Raw genomic sequence first — 16,184 nt, forward strand, 5'->3', positions numbered from 1 at the left:
ACAGGTCCGCAACGATACATTGTCCGCGTCCATATGCGACGCAAGGGGAAATATGCCGATGCAGGATATCATGACGCTCATTCAGGACCCGGCTGCCTGGGTGGCGCTCGTCACGCTGGTGGTGATGGAAGTTGTTCTCGGGATCGACAACCTGATCTTCATCTCCATCCTCACCAACAAGCTACCGCCTGAGCATCGGGAAAGGGCTCGCAAGACCGGTATCGCCCTAGCCCTCATCATGCGTCTTGCCCTGCTTGGCACCGTCGCCTGGATCGTCCAGCTCACCGAACCGCTCTTCGAGCTCTTCGGCCATGGTTTCTCCTGGAAGGATCTGATCCTGATCGCCGGCGGTCTTTTCCTCGTCTGGAAGGCCACCAAGGAAATCCACCACAATGTCGATCCGGAGGATCATCAGGAGAACTTCATCGCCGGCGCGACAGGCACGAGCTTCGCCTCAGCGATCGGCCAGATCCTGCTGCTCGATCTCGTCTTCTCGGTGGACAGCATCATCACCGCCGTCGGCATGACCCCGCACCTGCCGATCATGATCGTCGCTGTCATCGCCGCCGTCACGGTCATGCTCGTCGCCGCAACGCCACTCGCCAATTTCATCGAGCGCAACCCAACGATCGTCATGCTGGCGCTCGCATTCCTCTTGATGATCGGTACGACCTTGATTGCAGACGGTATGGGTTTCCACGTGCCGAAGGGCTACGTCTACGCCGCCATGGCCTTCTCGGCCCTCGTCGAGGTGCTGAACATGTTCGCGAGAAACGCCCGCAAACGAAAGCGTGAAGGCGGCCACTAAGGTCGCCCCTCGGTTCAATCTTCGCTGAGCGGCTCCGCCTCACTGAGTGAGGCGGAGATTTTTCTCAGCACCGGCGGCTTTGCTGAACAGGACCGACATCGCCTGCTTCATGTCGTCGCCGGGCTTCACTTCGAAGAACAGATCGTCGGAAGCACATTGCTTGAGCTTCGGGCCGATCTGCGTGCCGAAAGTCGGATTGATCGCCCGGTTCCAGATCGGATCCGTCGGGATCGGAAGATAGGTCGTGTAAAGGATCGCGAGCTTGATGTTCCGGCTTTTCAGCTGCGAACAATACTTCAAGTCGATCGGTTCGAGACAGCGGTCGGCATCGGCCCATCCGAGGTAACCAGTGCAGCCTGATGGTTTGCGGCTGTCGCCCAGACCGTCGGTCACGAAAAAAATGACAGTCTGGCGATCGCTGGTACTGGTGCCGGTGCCGCCATTTCCCTTGATCTCGTTGCCCATATTGGTCAGCGCCGTATCGAAGCTCGTCAGCGCATCCTCGTTGTAACCATGATGGTCGGTCGTCATCAGCGTCACCTGCCCAACCGCATTGGCGATACTTGCCATGTCGATGGTCGGTGCCGAAACCTTCATGATGCCATAACCCGGTTCCTTTGCCGCCTTGCCGAAGCTGTAGGCGGCAACGCGAAACTGGTCCGGTGAGGTGCGCAGACTGGTGACGTCATCCATGAGCGCCTTGGCAGCCTGCGCCACGACGTCGATGCGCAGCGTCACGTCATTCTGGCGGGCAATATAGAAATTGCTTCCCTTGTCATCATGCACGACACCATCGCTGCCAGTCCAGGACATGTGACAGGCAAAAGCGCAATTGCGGCCGGCCGCATCCTGGGCGTTGGCCGAGACGGCGACCAGCTTGTCGATATCCCCTTGCGTCGCACCGATTCCCATCGACGGCGTATTGTCGAGCAGCATGTAAAAGTCGGTATAGACGCGGCTCTCCGTGCCATAGATCGCTGTTGCCACACCGGTAACCGTCATCGTCTCCTGACCGAGAACCCGCATGAAAGTCGTCGGAACCTGTGCCGTGAAGGTCACCTTGGAGCTGATATCGCCACCCGACTTGATAACCTTGACGTCAACGTCGAGCGAAGCCGCGCCAAGATGCACGTCGCGCTGCGACAGGAAGAGCGTCTTGCCGTCAGCATCGCCGACAGTGACTTCGCCGTCCTGCTTCATCTGCTGGGCCGCAAGCAGGGCCGGCGATTTTGCCGCTATCGCGCCGAGCGCTGCCGCATCCGCAGCGCCCATCAGATCCGAGTGAATTTCGAGAACACTGCCATAATCGACTGCAATGCCGGCAGCACCAAGCAGCGGGACGATCGCCAGGGCCGTCAGGACACCGAAATTACCACAGCGATCGGCGAGGAGACGCATCAAGAAAACACGCATAATATGACTCATAAAAACAATGGATTGTTCAATGCCTGAAGTAATGCACGCGAGAGCTTAATATATTGCCCAACGGCCTCGCGCGGGCGGGTCCGCAGAAGCCCGCCAAAAGCGGTTTTTCTTGACGTTCCCCTTTGAATATGGCCTAAGCGCAGCCATACGGATAATCGGCGGAATATGCGGGCAGATGCCCTTCTCCAGCCGGCTTCCGAAAGATATCTGCGTTCTCCAGGCCGACGTCGCTTTCCCTGAAAAGCCGCTCGGCATTCATTGACGGGCACATAAAAAATGACAGCTTCCGGCGTCCGCGTCCGCATCGCTCCCTCGCCGACCGGCGAGCCGCATGTCGGCACCGCTTACATCGCTCTCTTCAACTACCTCTTTGCCAAGAAGCATGGCGGCGAGTTCATCCTGCGCATCGAGGATACCGATGCGACGCGCTCGACACCTGAATTCGAGACGAAAGTGCTGGATGCGCTGAAGTGGTGCGGGCTGGAATGGAAGGAAGGTCCCGATATCGGCGGCCCCTACGGCCCCTATCGCCAGTCCGACCGCAAGGACATGTATCAGCCCTACGCCCAGGAATTGCTGGACAAGGGCCATGCCTTCCGCTGTTTCTGCACGCCCGAGCGGCTGGAGCAGATGCGCGAAAGCCAGCGTGCCGCCGGCAAGCCGCCAAAATATGATGGTCTCTGCCTGACGCTGAAGGCCGAGGAAGTCACTTCGCGCATGGCCGCCGGCGAAACCACCGTCATCCGCATGAAGATCCCGACCGAAGGCTCATGCGACTTCACCGACGGCGTCTATGGCGACGTGTCGATCCCGTGGGATTCCGTCGACATGCAGGTCCTCATCAAGGCCGACGGCATGCCGACCTATCACATGGCAAACGTCATCGACGACCATCTGATGAAGATCACCCATGTGGCACGCGGCGAGGAGTGGCTGGCCTCCGTGCCGAAGCACATCCTGCTCTATCGCTATTTCGGCTGGGACCAGCCGGTATTCATGCATCTGTCGCTGATGCGCAATGCCGATAAGTCGAAGCTGTCGAAGCGCAAGAACCCGACCTCGATCTCCTACTATTCCGCGCTCGGCTATATCCCGGAAGCGCTGATGAATTTCCTCGGCCTGTTCTTCATCCAGATTTCCGAAGGCGAAGAACTGCTGACCATGGACGAGCTCTCCGAAAAGTTCGACCCGGAAAACCTGTCCAAGGCCGGCGCGATCTTCGACATCCAGAAGCTCGACTGGCTGAATGGCCGCTGGATCCGCGAAAAGCTCTCGGAAGAGGACTTCCGCGCCCGTGTCCTCACCTGGGCGATGGAAAACGATCGTCTGATGGCTGGCCTGCGCCTGTCGCAGACGCGCATTTCCAAGCTCGGCGAACTGCCCGATCTCGCAGGCTTCCTGCTGAAGTCCGATCTGGGTCTGCAGCCGTCCGACTTCGCCAAGATCAAATCGCCGCCGGAAGAGATTCTCGAGATCCTCAATACCGTCCAGCCGGATCTCGAAAAGATCCTGGAATGGAACGTCGAGACAATCGAAGCTGAACTGCGCGCCATCGCCGATCGCATGGGCAAGAAGCTGAAAGTCGTCGTCGCTCCGCTCTTCGTTGCCGTTTCCGGCTCGTCGCGCTCGCTGCCGCTCTTCGATTCCATGGCGATCCTCGGTCGCTCCGTCGTGCGTCAGCGCCTGAAGCTTGCCTCGCAAGCAGTCGCCGCCCTCGTCGGCTCGAAGTAAGAACAGTCAGAGGATCCAGACAATGGCTGACAACAAGACCGAAAACACCCTTTCCTCCGACGCAACGGAAGTGCGCGCCCAGAAGTTGAAGCTGCTGCGCGAGCAGATCGGCGACGTCTACCCGGCGCATTTCCACCGCACGCTGACCAATGCCGAGCTGGCCGCGAAATACGAGAGCCTGGAACCCGACGTCGAGACACAGGATGTCGTGACGGTCGCCGGCCGCGTCTACTCGTCGCGCAACTCCGGCATGTTCATGGACATCCACGATGCCGGCGGCAAGATCCAGATTTTCAGTCACAAGGACACGACCCCGGAAGAAGCCCGTGCGCTGCTGCCGATGATCGACATCGGCGATATTATCGGCGTCACCGGCGTTGTACGTCGCACCAAGCGCGGCGAACTGACCATCAACGCCCAGAAGATCGAGATGCTGACCAAGTCGCTGCTGCCGATGCCCGAAAAGTGGCACGGCCTCTCCGACATAGAACTGCGTTACCGCAAGCGCCATCTCGACATCATGACGAATGAGGAATCGAAGCTCCGTTTCCAGCAGCGCTCGAAGATCCTCTCCGGCATCCGCCGTTTCATGGAAGACGACGGTTTCATGGAAGTCGAGACACCGATGCTGCATTCGGTCTACGGTGGTGCGACCGCCGAGCCGTTCAAGACGCATCACAACACGCTGAAGCTCGACATGTACCTGCGCATCGCGCCGGAACTGTTCCTGAAGCGCACGTTGGTTTCGGGCCTCACCGACAAGGTCTTCGAGATCAACCGCAACTTCCGCAACGAAGGCGTCTCCACCCGGCACAATCCGGAATTCACGATGATGGAGTGCTACTGGGCCTATGCCGATTACGAGGACATCATGGACCTCGTCGAGCGGTTGTTCGAGAGCTTAGCGCTCTCCATCCACGGTACGACGGAATTTCCCTTCGGCGACAAGACGCTGTCCTTCAAGGGTCCGTTCAAGCGCGTGCCGATGCCCGACGCCGTCAAGGAAGTGACCGGCATCGACTTCCTGGCGATGAAGACCGACGAGGAAGCGCGTGCCGCCGCCAAGGCTGCCGGCTTCGCGGTCGAGAAGGATTGGACCTGGGGCGAATGCCTTGCCTTCATCTTCGAAGAAAAGGTTGAGCAGACGCTGATCCAACCCTCGCACGTCACGCATTTCCCGAAGGACATTTCGCCCTTCGCCAAGGAAGTGCCGGGCGAGCCCCGCCTCGTTGAACGTTTCGAGACCTATTGCAATGCCTGGGAACTGGGCAATGCTTTCTCCGAACTCAACGATCCGGAAGAACAGCGCCGCCGCATGGTGGAGCAACTCGAGCAGGCCCATGCCCGCGGCGAGAAGGAAAAGCAGCTCGACGAGGAATTCCTCGATGCGATCGACCAGGGCATGCCGCCCGCCGGCGGTCTCGGCATCGGCGTCGACCGCCTGATCATGCTCCTCACCAACGCGCCGTCGATCCGCGACGTCATCCTGTTCCCGGCCCGCCGCGCCAAGGCCGACTGAGAAACGCACAACCTGAACAAGGAAACGGAGCGCCCGAAAGGACGCTCCGTTTTGCTTTTTCCTGAAACATTCCGCCTCAGATCATGTAGCCGCCGGCGACCTCGATTGTCTGCGCATTGATCCAGGCACCCTCCTCCGACGCCAGCATGGCGATCACCCGGCCGACATCGTCGGATTCTCCGATACGGCCGAGTGCCGTCTGCGAGGCAAGCAGCGCTGCAAATTCCGGGTTTTTGTCCAGCGCGGCATCAGCCAGATTGGTGCGAATAGCGCCCGGCGAGACCGCATTGGCGCGGATCCTGCGGTTGCCGAACTCCTTCGCCTGATACCGCGTCAAGGTCTCAAGCCCAGATTTGAGAGCGGCATACGGCGCCACACCGGCCGTTGCGACACGCACCGAGGCGCTCGTCACATTGAGGATCACGCCACCATCCACCATCAGCGGCAACAGCGCCTGCGTCAGGAAAAACGGGCCCTTCAGGTGCACGTTCATCAGCGCGTCGAACTGGTCGGTCGTCACCGTCTCTATCAGATTGAACATGCCGAACCCGGCATTGTTGACGAGGCAATCGAAATCACTGCGGCCCCAATAGGTGGAAAGCAGTCGCTTGACCTCCTCAACGAAGGACGGAAAACTTGCGGCATCGCCGACATCCAAAGCCAGCGCGACCGCCTGGCCGCCCGCAGCCTTGATCTCGGCCACAGCTTCATCGGCGCCGGGCTTGTGGCTGTTGTAGGTGAGGATAACCCCCATGCCGCGCCGCGCGCATTCCTGAGCTGCCGATTGACCGATGCCCCGGCTGCCACCGGTAATGATTGCGATTTTCATCTGTGTCTCCTTGCTTTCGATGGCCGGAAGCTAGGGGAAACGGGAGGCCTCTACTCCGCCGGAAACTGCCTCGTTCTTGCCTATTCCTGCTTTTGTCTTGCGCGCAATGACGAGCTAGGTCAGGATTCCCCCATGCAGACAATGTTCGAAGAGATGCGCCGCCTGACGGCCCGCGCCGAAAACCGCCCGACGGAAACCGGCATACCCGGCATATTGATGGTCAAGGGAGAGATCCCTGAGCACAGACTCGGGGCGATCTATGAGCCGATGGTCAACCTGATCGTGGATGGCAGCAAGACGCTCACCATCGCCGGCCAGGACTATTATTACGACCCCACCACCTATTTCGTCATCTCGGTGGATATGCCCGCAACTGGCAAAGTGCGACAAGCCGGTCTCGACAGACCTTATATCGGTGTCAGTCTATCGCTCAATCCGGCAAGGGTCGCATCCCTTCTCATCGACCTCCCGCCACAGACCTATCAGGAGGGGCAAGGCGGCGGTTATTCCGTCTGCCGCATGACGCCGGAACTTCTCAGTGCCTGGCTGAGAATGCTGCAGCTCATGGAACGGCCGCAGGATATCCCGGCTCTTGCGCCTGCCTATGAACGCGAAATCCTCTATCGCGTGCTGCAGGGGCCACAAGGCTGGATATTACGTGATATTGCGGCACCCGACAGCGCACTCTCGCGGATAAGACTCGCCATCCGCTGGGTACGCGATCACTACGCAGAGGCGGTCGAGGTCGAAAAGCTTGCCGGCCTCGCCTCGATGAGCGTGTCCGCCTTTCATCGCCATTTCAAGGCAGTGACGGCGATGAGCCCGATCCAGTTCCAGAAACGCATCCGATTGCTGCAGGCTCGCCAGCTTCTGATTGGCCAATCCGGAAATGCATCCTCGGTCGCCTACACCGTGGGCTATGAAAGCGCCTCGCAATTCAGCAGGGAATACGCACGCTTCTTCGGCCAGCCGCCGGCGCGCGATGCCTCACTGATAAGGGAAAATATCAAGCCTGCCGCCTGATCGTTTTCGGAACTAGTGGCCGCTCTTGACAGGCGGCTCCTCTGCGGGAGCGTCTACTGCCGGAGTGGCTGCATCCTTGGCAGCCTGCTCTTGAGCAGACGGTTCCTCAGCCTCCTTGGGAGCAGCGCCCTTTTCCGGCTTGCTCTCTTTCTTGGTGGAGGCGACGGCCACTGGATCGATGCAATCGGCCGGGTCCTTGAGGCTCGCATTCAGCGTTGCGATCCGATCGTCCGGCAACTCGATGCGTTCGCCGTAGAAGAGGCCCTGTTCACTCGCCTTGCCGTCGTAATAACGGGCCGTATAGGGCTTGTCGTCGAGACCTTCGACCATCTTGTCGGGATGCGCAATATAGACCACGTCGGCGCCGATCGCCCGGCCGCGAATGTCCGAGCGCAGGGTCGGACCGTTCTCGTCGAGGACGACGACCTGCACCAGATCGGGCTTTTGCGCTTCATAGACGGCCTGGGCGACGCGCAACGCCGTCTTGACGCGCGTCATGCCGTCGACAGGTTCGGTCTTGATGTATTTGCGGACCCAGACATGATCCTGCTTCTTGATCGTCACGAGATTGACGTCGGTGCAGGCCACGCCATCAGCGGGTTCCTCGTCACCCAGCAGCCTGTCTTTGCCAACATAGACCGCAGCACCGCCGGAAACGCCCGCTAACAGGGCGCTACCACCGATGATCAAAGCCAATTTCCGGGAAGGCCGGAATATGCGCAGTAAGGCCTTCACGCCAACTGCTCCGCCATCTGAAAACTCCAACGCAATACAAGTGACTGTTAAGCTAGGGAAATGACGTTTCCGAATGTTTAAGTGGGCCTTCCGACTTTGTCTCGAAGTGACAAAATACCAAAAAAGGTCCGGCTGCTCCTGCGCTTGCCAGAGCGCTCACGCGCATGCTCTAAAATGCCATGGCTTTCACGCTTCGCCAGATACAATATTTCGTCGCCGTTGCAGAACAGGGCTCGGTCACACGCGCCGCGCAGAACCTGTCGATCTCCCAATCATCGATAACGGAGGCGCTGAAAGAACTCGAAAGCGACCTCGGGGTCGTGTTGTTCGAACGCCACCCGCGGGGGCTCTCGATCACCCACAATGGTCACCAGTTCCTGCGGCACGCCACGAAAATCCTGGCAACGGTCTCCGATGCCCGCACCAGCTTTTCCGCCCAGCAGAACATACCTTCCGGCACGCTCAATATCGGCGTTACTTCGCTTGTTGCCGGCTATGTACTTTCGGACCTGCTGGCCCGCTATCGCCGGGCCTGCCCCGGCGTCGAAGTCAGCGCCATCGAGGACAATGGCAGTTATCTCGAACATCTGCTGGTCGGCGGGGAGCTGGATGTTGCCGTCATGGTGATTTCAAATCTGCGTGATCGCATGGCCCTCCAGGCAGAAATTCTGGAAACATCCCCCTATCGCCTCTGGCTGCCGATGGGGCATCCGCTGGTCTCGGCCGATATTATCTCGGTTGCCGATATTGCCCGCGAACCGCTGATCATGCTGACGGTGGATGAAATCGAGGAGAATACCGGCAAACTATTGACCGCACTCGGCGCCCGTCCACACGTCGCCTTCCGCACTCGCTCGGTGGAAGCCGTGCGCAGCCTGGTTGCCACGGGCGCGGGCGTGGCGCTGCTGCCCGATCTTGTCTATCGCCCCTGGTCGCTGGAAGGCGACCGTATCGAGAGCCGCGACGTTTCCGGTTCTCTGCCCGTCGTGCAGGTCGGCATGGTCTGGCGCAAGGGCTCCAGCCTGCCGCAGGCGGCGCGCGATTTTGTGGCTATCGCCGAGAACATGCGATCGGGAAGATCCCGCTAGGTATCGGAATTTCCGATATCGGCTTTCTGATAAATGAATTTGCGAAACCGGCCTTTCCGCGTCACCTTTTCTTCCGGGAACAAAACGCCGCAAAAGCGGCACCGAACCGGGAGACAGACGATGAAGCATCTTCTGAAATCGTGCACTGCTGCCCTCGCGAGCCTGAGCTTCGCGACGCAGGTTATCGCTGCCGAACCGCTGAAGGAATTGGGCAAGGGAGAAGGCGCCGTCAGCATCGTCGCCTGGGCCGGCTATATCGAGCGCGGTGAAACCGACAAGAATTACGATTGGGTCACCGACTTCGAGAAGGAAACGGGCTGCAAGGTTTCCGTAAAGACCGCCGCCACCTCGGATGAAATGGTGGCGCTGATGAACGAAGGCGGCTTCGACCTCGTCACAGCCTCGGGCGACGCATCGCTGCGCCTTGTGGCCGGCAAGCGCGTCCAGCCGATCAACACCGACCTGATTCCGAGCTTCAAGACCATCGACGAGCGCTTGCAGAATGCGCCCTGGCATACGGTGAACGGCGTCCACTACGGCGTGCCTTATCTCTGGGGCCCGAACGTACTGATGTACAACACGGACACTTTCAAGGATAAGGCGCCGACGAGCTGGAACGTCGTCTTCGAAGAGCAGAACCTGCCTGATGGTAAGTCCAACAAGGGCCGCGTCCAGGCCTATGACGGCCCGATCTATATCGCCGATGCGGCCATGTATCTGATGGCGCACAAGCCCGATCTCGGCATCAAGGATCCTTACGAGCTCAACGAGGATCAGTACAAGGCCGCCCTCGACCTGCTGCGTGGCCAGCGCAAGCTTGTTTCGCGCTACTGGCATGATGCGATGATCCAGGTCGACGACTTCAAGAACGAAGGTGTCGTTGCCTCCGGCTCCTGGCCGTTCCAGGTCAATCTGATGCAGGCGGACAAGCAGAAGATCGCTTCGACCTTCCCCGAAGAAGGGGTAACTGGCTGGGCTGACACGACCATGCTGCACGCCGACAGCGAGCATCCGAACTGCGCCTATATGTGGATGGAACACTCCCTGAAGGCGAAAGTACAGGGCGATGCCGCCGCCTGGTTCGGCGCCGTTCCCTCGGTTCCGGCAGCCTGCAAGGGCAACGAGCTGCTGACCGACACCGGCTGCAACGGCAACGGTTACGATCACTTCGAAAAGATCAAGTTCTGGAAGACCCCGATCGCCAAATGCACGACCGAGAGCGAATGCGTGCCCTATCATCGCTGGGTATCGGATTATATCGGCGTGATCGGCGGGCGGTAACGCCAGGCCGATCAACGTAAGTGCCTTTCCCAACTCCTCGCGAAGTCGAGGGGCCGGAGTGGCACCGCCGCATTCCTGCTGAAACGCCGAAAGGTTTGAGAGTGGGCGCCGCAGGTTAAGCCCCTCCCCCTTGTGGGGAGGGGTTTGGGGCAGCGCGTTTAGAACGAAGGCCAATGCCTCCCTCGAATGATACAGGTCCGGAGCTTCCATGACGTCAGCCGTCCGTTTCCAGAAGGTGTCTCGCCATTTCGGCGCGGTGCGCGCCGTCGATGGCGTTGATCTTGAAATCGTGCCCGGCGAGTTCTTCGCCATGCTCGGCCCGTCCGGTTCCGGCAAGACAACCTGCCTGCGCCTGATCGCAGGCTTCGAACAGCCGACATCGGGACATATCGAAATCTTCGGCGAGACCGCCGAAGGCGTTCCGCCCTATCGCCGCAACGTCAACACCGTCTTTCAGGACTACGCGCTCTTCCCGCATCTCGATATACTCGACAACGTCGCCTACGGGCTGATGGTCAAGGGCGTCGGCAAGAAGGAGCGGATCAAGGAAGCCGAAAAGGCGCTGGAACTGGTGAAGCTGCCCGGCTATGGCAGCCGCCGTCCCGGCCAGCTCTCCGGCGGCCAGCGCCAGCGTGTGGCGCTCGCCCGTGCACTCGTCAACAAGCCGCGGGTACTCCTGCTCGACGAACCGCTTGGCGCCCTGGACCTGAAACTGCGCGAGCAGATGCAGGAGGAGTTGAAGAGCCTGCAGCGCGCGCTTGGCATCACTTTCATCTTCGTCACCCACGACCAGGGCGAGGCGCTCTCCATGGCCGACCGCGTCGCGGTCTTCAACAACGGCGGCATCGTCCAGCACGGCACGCCTCAGGACATTTATCGGCGTCCGAAAACACGTTTCGTTGCCGATTTCGTCGGCTCGTCGAATGTCATCGCCCCCGATGTCATGACAGCCCTTGGCGGCGAGAAACGCTGGGCGAGCCTGCGGCCGGAAGCAATCCACATCGCAGCTGACGGCATTGAAGCCAGAGTCGAAAATGCCAGCTTCCTGGGTGCGGCGACCCGGCTTGCCGTCGAGACCAGGGGATCGCGTCTTCACGTCATGCTGCCGGCTGGCAGCGACGTGCCCGATATCGGCACCGCCATCCGCCTTTCCTGGCAGCAGGGCGACGTGCACTATATGGATGATGCGGCATGACGGCGCTGGCAATCACCAAGCCCGAAACTTCGATCCTGCCGCAACGTGGTGGTTTCTTCGGCCGCCTTTCGGACAGCTTGTGGCGCCACCCGAAACTGCTGCTCTTCCTGATGCTGACCCCGCCGCTTCTCTGGCTCGGCATCATCTATATCGGCTCGCTGATCGCGCTGCTGCTGCAGAGCTTCTTCTCGATCGACGATTTCTCGGGGATGGTGAATTACGAGTTCACCCTCGACACCTATGCCCAGCTTCTAAACCCCAGCAATTTCGACATCATCATCAGAACAATCCTGATGGCGGCGCTGGTGACGGTCGCCTCGGCCCTCGTTGCCTTTCCAATCGCCTATTATGCGGCCCGCTATGCGCAAGGAAAATGGAAGGCCCTCTTCTATCTTGGCGTCATGATGCCGCTCTGGTCGAGCTATCTCGTCAAGATCTACGCCTGGAAATTGATCCTCGCGAAGGAAGGTATCCTCACCTGGTTCTTCGAGAGGTTCCATCTGTCCTGGCTTCTCGACGGCGTACTCGCTTTGCCCATCGTAGGCGGCAATTCGCTCTCCGTCAGCTATCTCGGCACCTTCATCGTCTTCGTCTACATCTGGCTGCCCTATATGATCCTGCCAACGCAAGCAGCCCTCGAGCGCGTGCCCGGCAACCTGATCGAGGCCTCAGCCGATCTTGGCGCTACGCCACGCCAAACGTTCCGAACCGTGCTTTTCCCGCTGGCGCTGCCCGGCATCGTCGCAGGCTCGATTTTCACCTTCTCGCTGACTTTGGGCGATTACATCATCCCGCAGATCATCGGCTCGTCCCGTCTGTTCATCGGCCAGGCGGTCTATACGCAGCAGGGAACGGCCGGCAACGTACCGCTCGCTGCTGCCTTCTCCGTAGTGCCGATTGCCATCATGGCGATGTATCTGTGGCTCGCCAAACGCATGGGAGCCTTCGATGCGCTCTGACCGCGGGCAGAAATCACCCCTCGTCCTGAAGATCGCAGCCGCCGGCGGCCTGCTCTTCCTGCATTTGCCGATCTTGCTGATCTTCGTCTATGCCTTCACGACGGAAGAGAAGAGCTACCAGTGGCCACCGCCAGGCCTGACGCTGCAATGGTTCGGCATCGCCTGGAACCGCCCGGATATCTGGTCGGCTCTTGGCCTCTCGCTGCAGGTTGCCTGCATCGCGACCGTGATTGCGCTGATCCTCGGCACACTCTGTGCGGCCGCCGTGAGCCAGACGAAATTCTTTGGCCGTGAAGCGATCTCGCTGCTCGTCATTCTGCCGATCGCGCTTCCCGGCATCATCACCGGCATTGCGCTTCGCTCCGCCTTCAGCCTCTTCGACATCCCCTTCTCGGTCTGGACGATCGTGCTCGGTCACGCCACCTTCTGCGTTGTCGTCGTCTACAACAACGCCGTTGCCCGCTTCCGGCGGACATCGGCCTCGCTGATCGAAGCCTCGATGGATCTGGGTGCCGACGGCTTCCAGACCTTCCGCCATGTCATCCTGCCGAATATCGGCACCGCGCTTCTCGCCGGCGGCATGCTCGCCTTCGCCCTGTCCTTCGATGAGGTGATCGTCACCACCTTCACCGGCGGCCAGCAATCCACGCTGCCGATCTGGATGCTCGAAGAGTTGATCCGCCCCCGTCAGCGCCCGGTCACCAATGTGGTCGCCATGGTCGTCGTGCTCGTCACCTTCCTGCCGATCCTGGCAGCCTATTACCTCACTCGCGACGGCGACCAGATCGCCGGCGCCGGCAAATAAACCGGAGCGGGATGCGGAACCCCCTCCGCCCCACTCGATCAACCACAAGGGAGAACGCCCATGGACACGCAAATGCTGATCGGTTCCCGCTTCGAAAGCGGCACGGAAACGGAAGAGCACATTCTGAACCCGAAGACGGGCGAAACGGTGCTGAACCTTGCGGAAGCCTCGCTCGGCCAGATCGACGCCGCCGTGGATGCGGCCGAGAAAGCCTTTGTCGCCTGGTCGCAGACGACACCATCCGAACGCTCTGCCTACCTCCTGAAAATTGCCGACGCCATTGAAAAGGATGCGCAGGGCTTCGCCACGCTCGAGGCGCTGAACTGCGGCAAACCGATCAATGCAGTTCTGAATGATGAAATCCCGGCCATCGTCGATTGTTACCGCTTCTTCGCCGGTGCCGTGCGCAATCTGCACGGACCGGTCTCCGGCGAATATCTTCCCGGCCACACTTCGATGATCCGCCGTGACCCTGTCGGCATCGTCGGTTCGATTGCACCCTGGAACTACCCGCTGATGATGATGGCCTGGAAGCTCGCACCCGCCATCGCCGGTGGCAATACCGTGGTCTTCAAGCCGTCTGAACAGACACCGCTGACAGCGCTGAAGATGGCAAAGCTCCTTGCCGATATCCTCCCCGAAGGCGTGGTCAACATCGTTCTCGGCCGTGGCGAGAGTGTCGGCAACGCCCTGATCAACCATCCGAAGATCAACATGGTATCGATCACCGGCGACATTGCGACCGGCAAGAAAGTGCTGCAGGCCGCTGCCAAGACCGTCAAGCGCACCCATCTGGAACTTGGCGGCAAAGCGCCGGTCATCGTCTTCGACGACGCCGATATCGATGCAGTCGTCGCCGGCATCCGCACCTTCGGTTACTATAATGCCGGCCAGGACTGTACAGCCGCTTGCCGGATCTACGCTGATGCGAAGGTCTACGACAATTTCGTCGCCGACCTGACATCGGCCGTCTCCAGCATCCGCTTCAACCAGGCTGACGACACCGAGAACGAAATTGGCCCGTTGATTTCCAAGCGCCAGCGCGACCGTGTTGAAAGCTTCGTCACCCGCGCCTCCGAACATAGGCATATGGAAATCACCACCGGCGGCAGGATCTCTGGCGATAAAGGCTTCTTCTTCGCGCCGACGGTCGTCGCGGGTGCAACGCAGGAAGATGAGATCGTCCGCCGTGAAGTTTTCGGACCCATCGTCTCTGTCACCCGCTTCACCGAGGTAGAGGATGCGGTGAACTGGGCAAACGACAGCGATTACGGCCTCGCCTCATCCGTCTGGACCAGGGATGTCGGCCGCGGCATGAAGACTGCTGCTCGCCTGCAATATGGCTGCACCTGGATCAACACGCATTTCATGCTGGTCAACGAGATGCCGCACGGTGGCCTCAAGCAATCAGGCTACGGCAAGGACATGTCCGTCTACGCTCTGGAAGACTATACCGCCGTCCGTCACGTTATGATCAATCACGGATAGTTGAACGGCAAAATCTTGATCTGATTCAAAAGTCACTGTCGCCATCAGTGACTTTTGTCACTTTGTCGTAATACAACTGCAAATACTATTTCTAAACGTGGAATTGCCGTTTCACACTATTTGTCGGCTCGCGATAAGTGTGCTTCCTTGTCGGATGAAAGAGATCAGTCAGGCATTACCTACTCATGGCGACGCGCATTGATATCTCCGAGCTTGAAACGGCTTTAGACGGGTTGCTGGAATCCGCTCTTATGCCGGCAAGCTGGGAGCGCACGCTGGAGCAGATCAGCCGCGCCACCGGTTCCATCGGCACGCATATCATGCCGGTGCGCGGGAAATTCCCCGCCGGCTTCCTGACGACCCCGAACTTGCTGGAGGCCTTCAAGGTTTATTTCGACGAGGAATGGTATCAGCGTGACTTCCGCGAACGCGGCCTGGCGGTTGCGATGGCCAAGAGTGTCGTCATCGAACACGACATCGCCGGCGAGGAAGAATTCAAGCACGAGAGCTTCTACACCGAGTTCCTGGCCCGCTTCCGCTTCCGCTATTCCGCCATGGTGGGCTTCACCTCCGGTGATACGATGCTGAGCCTCAACCTGCAGCGCCGAATTCAAGACCAGCCCTTCGATCGCGATGATGAGCGCGTGCTTGTGAAGATGCAGTCGAGGCTGACTGCCGCCGCCGACATCATCCGCGCGCTGCATGTCGCCAAGATCGACAGCATGAGCGAGGCATTCGAGCTCGCCGGCACCGCCGTGGTCTTTTTCGACCGTTTTGGGCGCATCACCAGGCTGAACCAGCGGGCAGAGATGCTGCTCGACGACAACATCCGGATTGCCGATCGCGAACTCGTCACTCTCCGCCAGGAAGAGACGGGGCTCCTGCGACGCCACCTGCAGGCAACCCTTTCGAAGGAACCGCTCACCAATCCGGCCGCTTCCACGCCGGTCCTGTTTTCCCGTCCCGGAAAGGCGCCGCTGATAATCCGTGCCCAGCGGCTGAACGGTATACCTGCCGAACTCTTCTCGCATTCCGCCGCAGTCGCGATCATCACGGATCTCTCGGAGCGAGTGGCCCCAAGCCGCGACTTGCTGCGCCGGCTCTTTTCGCTCACGCCTCAGGAAACGACGGTCGCGCGCCTGCTGATGGATGGTTCATCGCCACGCCAGATCGCCGAGATATCCGGCCTGACCTATGAGACGACGCGCGGCTATGTGAAGAAGGTTCTCGCCAAGACGGGCACACAGCGCCAGTCCCAGCTCATATCGCTGCTATCAAGCCTGAAAATCTAGACCCGG

At 59.9% G+C, this 16,184-nt stretch carries 14 protein-coding genes; 11 read left to right on the forward strand and 3 right to left on the reverse strand.

Translation table 11 applies throughout. The features are described 5' to 3' along the window. The first annotated feature begins 58 nt into the window (after nt 1-58). Entirely contained in the window at nt 59-808 is a 750-nt protein-coding gene (locus FHT93_RS29615) for a TerC family protein (protein ID WP_112544320.1), read from the forward strand. A gap of 39 nt (nt 809-847) precedes the next feature. On the opposite strand, the gene FHT93_RS29620 is transcribed toward FHT93_RS29615, so the two are convergent. After that, nucleotides 848-2,221: a pilus assembly protein TadG-related protein gene (locus FHT93_RS29620; RefSeq protein ID WP_183850800.1), complete on the reverse strand. Its 1,374-nt coding sequence runs from the start codon at nt 2,219-2,221 to the stop codon at nt 848-850. A 288-nt stretch (nt 2,222-2,509) separates the two neighbouring features. On the opposite strand from FHT93_RS29620, the gene gltX reads away from it, so the two are divergent. Together gltX and lysS are read left to right on the forward strand one after the other, a co-directional pair. Continuing rightward, nucleotides 2,510-3,964, forward strand: a complete 1,455-nt coding sequence (gene gltX / locus FHT93_RS29625; protein ID WP_113205759.1) for a glutamate--tRNA ligase — start codon at nt 2,510-2,512, stop codon at nt 3,962-3,964. A 22-nt stretch (nt 3,965-3,986) separates the two neighbouring features. Then, nucleotides 3,987-5,483 carry a lysine--tRNA ligase gene (gene lysS, locus FHT93_RS29630; RefSeq protein WP_183850802.1) on the forward strand — a complete coding sequence of 499 codons (1,497 nt, stop codon included), beginning with the start codon at nt 3,987-3,989 and terminating at the stop codon, nt 5,481-5,483. Nucleotides 5,484-5,559: 76 nt separating this feature from the next. Here lysS and FHT93_RS29635 read toward each other — a convergent pair whose 3' ends face one another. Continuing rightward, complete coding sequence (locus FHT93_RS29635) at nt 5,560-6,312, reverse strand: SDR family oxidoreductase (protein ID WP_113211887.1); 753 nt, start codon at nt 6,310-6,312, stop codon at nt 5,560-5,562. Between the two features lie 132 nt (nt 6,313-6,444). On the opposite strand from FHT93_RS29635, the gene FHT93_RS29640 reads away from it, so the two are divergent. Beyond that, nucleotides 6,445-7,335 (forward strand): AraC family transcriptional regulator, encoded by an 891-nt coding sequence (locus FHT93_RS29640; RefSeq protein WP_183850804.1) that lies wholly within the window; start codon nt 6,445-6,447, stop codon nt 7,333-7,335. 12 nt (nt 7,336-7,347) lie between these two features. Here FHT93_RS29640 and FHT93_RS29645 read toward each other — a convergent pair whose 3' ends face one another. After that, nucleotides 7,348-8,070 carry a hypothetical protein gene (locus FHT93_RS29645; protein ID WP_183850806.1) on the reverse strand — a complete coding sequence of 241 codons (723 nt, stop codon included), beginning with the start codon at nt 8,068-8,070 and terminating at the stop codon, nt 7,348-7,350. Between the two features lie 179 nt (nt 8,071-8,249). Between FHT93_RS29645 and FHT93_RS29650 the strand changes: the two genes are divergently transcribed. The 7 genes from FHT93_RS29650 (at nt 8,250) to FHT93_RS29680 (ending at nt 16,178) form a co-directional block, all read left to right on the forward strand. Then, the gene (locus FHT93_RS29650; RefSeq protein ID WP_112968722.1) at nt 8,250-9,158 is read left to right on the forward strand and encodes a LysR family transcriptional regulator; all 909 of its coding nucleotides are present in this window, start codon (nt 8,250-8,252) and stop codon (nt 9,156-9,158) included. Between the two features lie 120 nt (nt 9,159-9,278). Then, the gene (locus FHT93_RS29655; RefSeq protein ID WP_183850808.1) at nt 9,279-10,439 is read left to right on the forward strand and encodes an ABC transporter substrate-binding protein; all 1,161 of its coding nucleotides are present in this window, start codon (nt 9,279-9,281) and stop codon (nt 10,437-10,439) included. 208 nt (nt 10,440-10,647) lie between these two features. Then, nucleotides 10,648-11,634 (forward strand): ABC transporter ATP-binding protein, encoded by a 987-nt coding sequence (locus FHT93_RS29660; protein ID WP_183850810.1) that lies wholly within the window; start codon nt 10,648-10,650, stop codon nt 11,632-11,634. Next, a complete protein-coding gene (locus tag FHT93_RS29665) occupies nt 11,631-12,593 on the forward strand; it encodes an ABC transporter permease (RefSeq protein ID WP_183850812.1) in 963 nt (320 codons plus the stop codon). Before FHT93_RS29660 ends, FHT93_RS29665 begins: the two co-directional genes overlap by 4 nt. Continuing rightward, nucleotides 12,583-13,398 (forward strand): ABC transporter permease, encoded by an 816-nt coding sequence (locus tag FHT93_RS29670; RefSeq protein ID WP_183850814.1) that lies wholly within the window; start codon nt 12,583-12,585, stop codon nt 13,396-13,398. Before FHT93_RS29665 ends, FHT93_RS29670 begins: the two co-directional genes overlap by 11 nt. Before the next feature lie 60 nt (nt 13,399-13,458). Next, nucleotides 13,459-14,886: a gamma-aminobutyraldehyde dehydrogenase gene (locus FHT93_RS29675; protein WP_183850816.1), complete on the forward strand. Its 1,428-nt coding sequence runs from the start codon at nt 13,459-13,461 to the stop codon at nt 14,884-14,886. A gap of 185 nt (nt 14,887-15,071) precedes the next feature. After that, complete coding sequence (locus tag FHT93_RS29680; protein ID WP_183850818.1) at nt 15,072-16,178, forward strand: LuxR C-terminal-related transcriptional regulator; 1,107 nt, start codon at nt 15,072-15,074, stop codon at nt 16,176-16,178. Nucleotides 16,179-16,184 lie beyond the last annotated feature (6 nt).

The sequence above is a fragment of the Rhizobium sp. BK379 genome (assembly GCF_014193955.1).
Taxonomy (GTDB): Bacteria; Pseudomonadota; Alphaproteobacteria; order Rhizobiales; family Rhizobiaceae; genus Rhizobium.

What these genes read in the sequence shown, in the direction of transcription:
- FHT93_RS29665 (WP_183850812.1), top strand. Translation starts at nt 11,631, where the DNA reads ATGACGGCGCTGGCAATCACCAAGCCCGAAACTTCGATCCTGCCGCAA.
- gltX (WP_113205759.1), top strand. Translation starts at nt 2,510, where the DNA reads ATGACAGCTTCCGGCGTCCGCGTCCGCATCGCTCCCTCGCCGACCGGC.
- lysS (WP_183850802.1), top strand. Translation starts at nt 3,987, where the DNA reads ATGGCTGACAACAAGACCGAAAACACCCTTTCCTCCGACGCAACGGAA.
- FHT93_RS29650 (WP_112968722.1), top strand. Translation starts at nt 8,250, where the DNA reads ATGGCTTTCACGCTTCGCCAGATACAATATTTCGTCGCCGTTGCAGAA.
- FHT93_RS29635 (WP_113211887.1), bottom strand. Translation starts at nt 6,312, where the DNA reads ATGAAAATCGCAATCATTACCGGTGGCAGCCGGGGCATCGGTCAATCG.
- FHT93_RS29620 (WP_183850800.1), bottom strand. Translation starts at nt 2,221, where the DNA reads ATGCGTGTTTTCTTGATGCGTCTCCTCGCCGATCGCTGTGGTAATTTC.
- FHT93_RS29675 (WP_183850816.1), top strand. Translation starts at nt 13,459, where the DNA reads ATGGACACGCAAATGCTGATCGGTTCCCGCTTCGAAAGCGGCACGGAA.
- FHT93_RS29640 (WP_183850804.1), top strand. Translation starts at nt 6,445, where the DNA reads ATGCAGACAATGTTCGAAGAGATGCGCCGCCTGACGGCCCGCGCCGAA.
- FHT93_RS29680 (WP_183850818.1), top strand. Translation starts at nt 15,072, where the DNA reads ATGGCGACGCGCATTGATATCTCCGAGCTTGAAACGGCTTTAGACGGG.
- FHT93_RS29660 (WP_183850810.1), top strand. Translation starts at nt 10,648, where the DNA reads ATGACGTCAGCCGTCCGTTTCCAGAAGGTGTCTCGCCATTTCGGCGCG.
- FHT93_RS29655 (WP_183850808.1), top strand. Translation starts at nt 9,279, where the DNA reads ATGAAGCATCTTCTGAAATCGTGCACTGCTGCCCTCGCGAGCCTGAGC.
- FHT93_RS29670 (WP_183850814.1), top strand. Translation starts at nt 12,583, where the DNA reads ATGCGCTCTGACCGCGGGCAGAAATCACCCCTCGTCCTGAAGATCGCA.
- FHT93_RS29615 (WP_112544320.1), top strand. Translation starts at nt 59, where the DNA reads ATGCAGGATATCATGACGCTCATTCAGGACCCGGCTGCCTGGGTGGCG.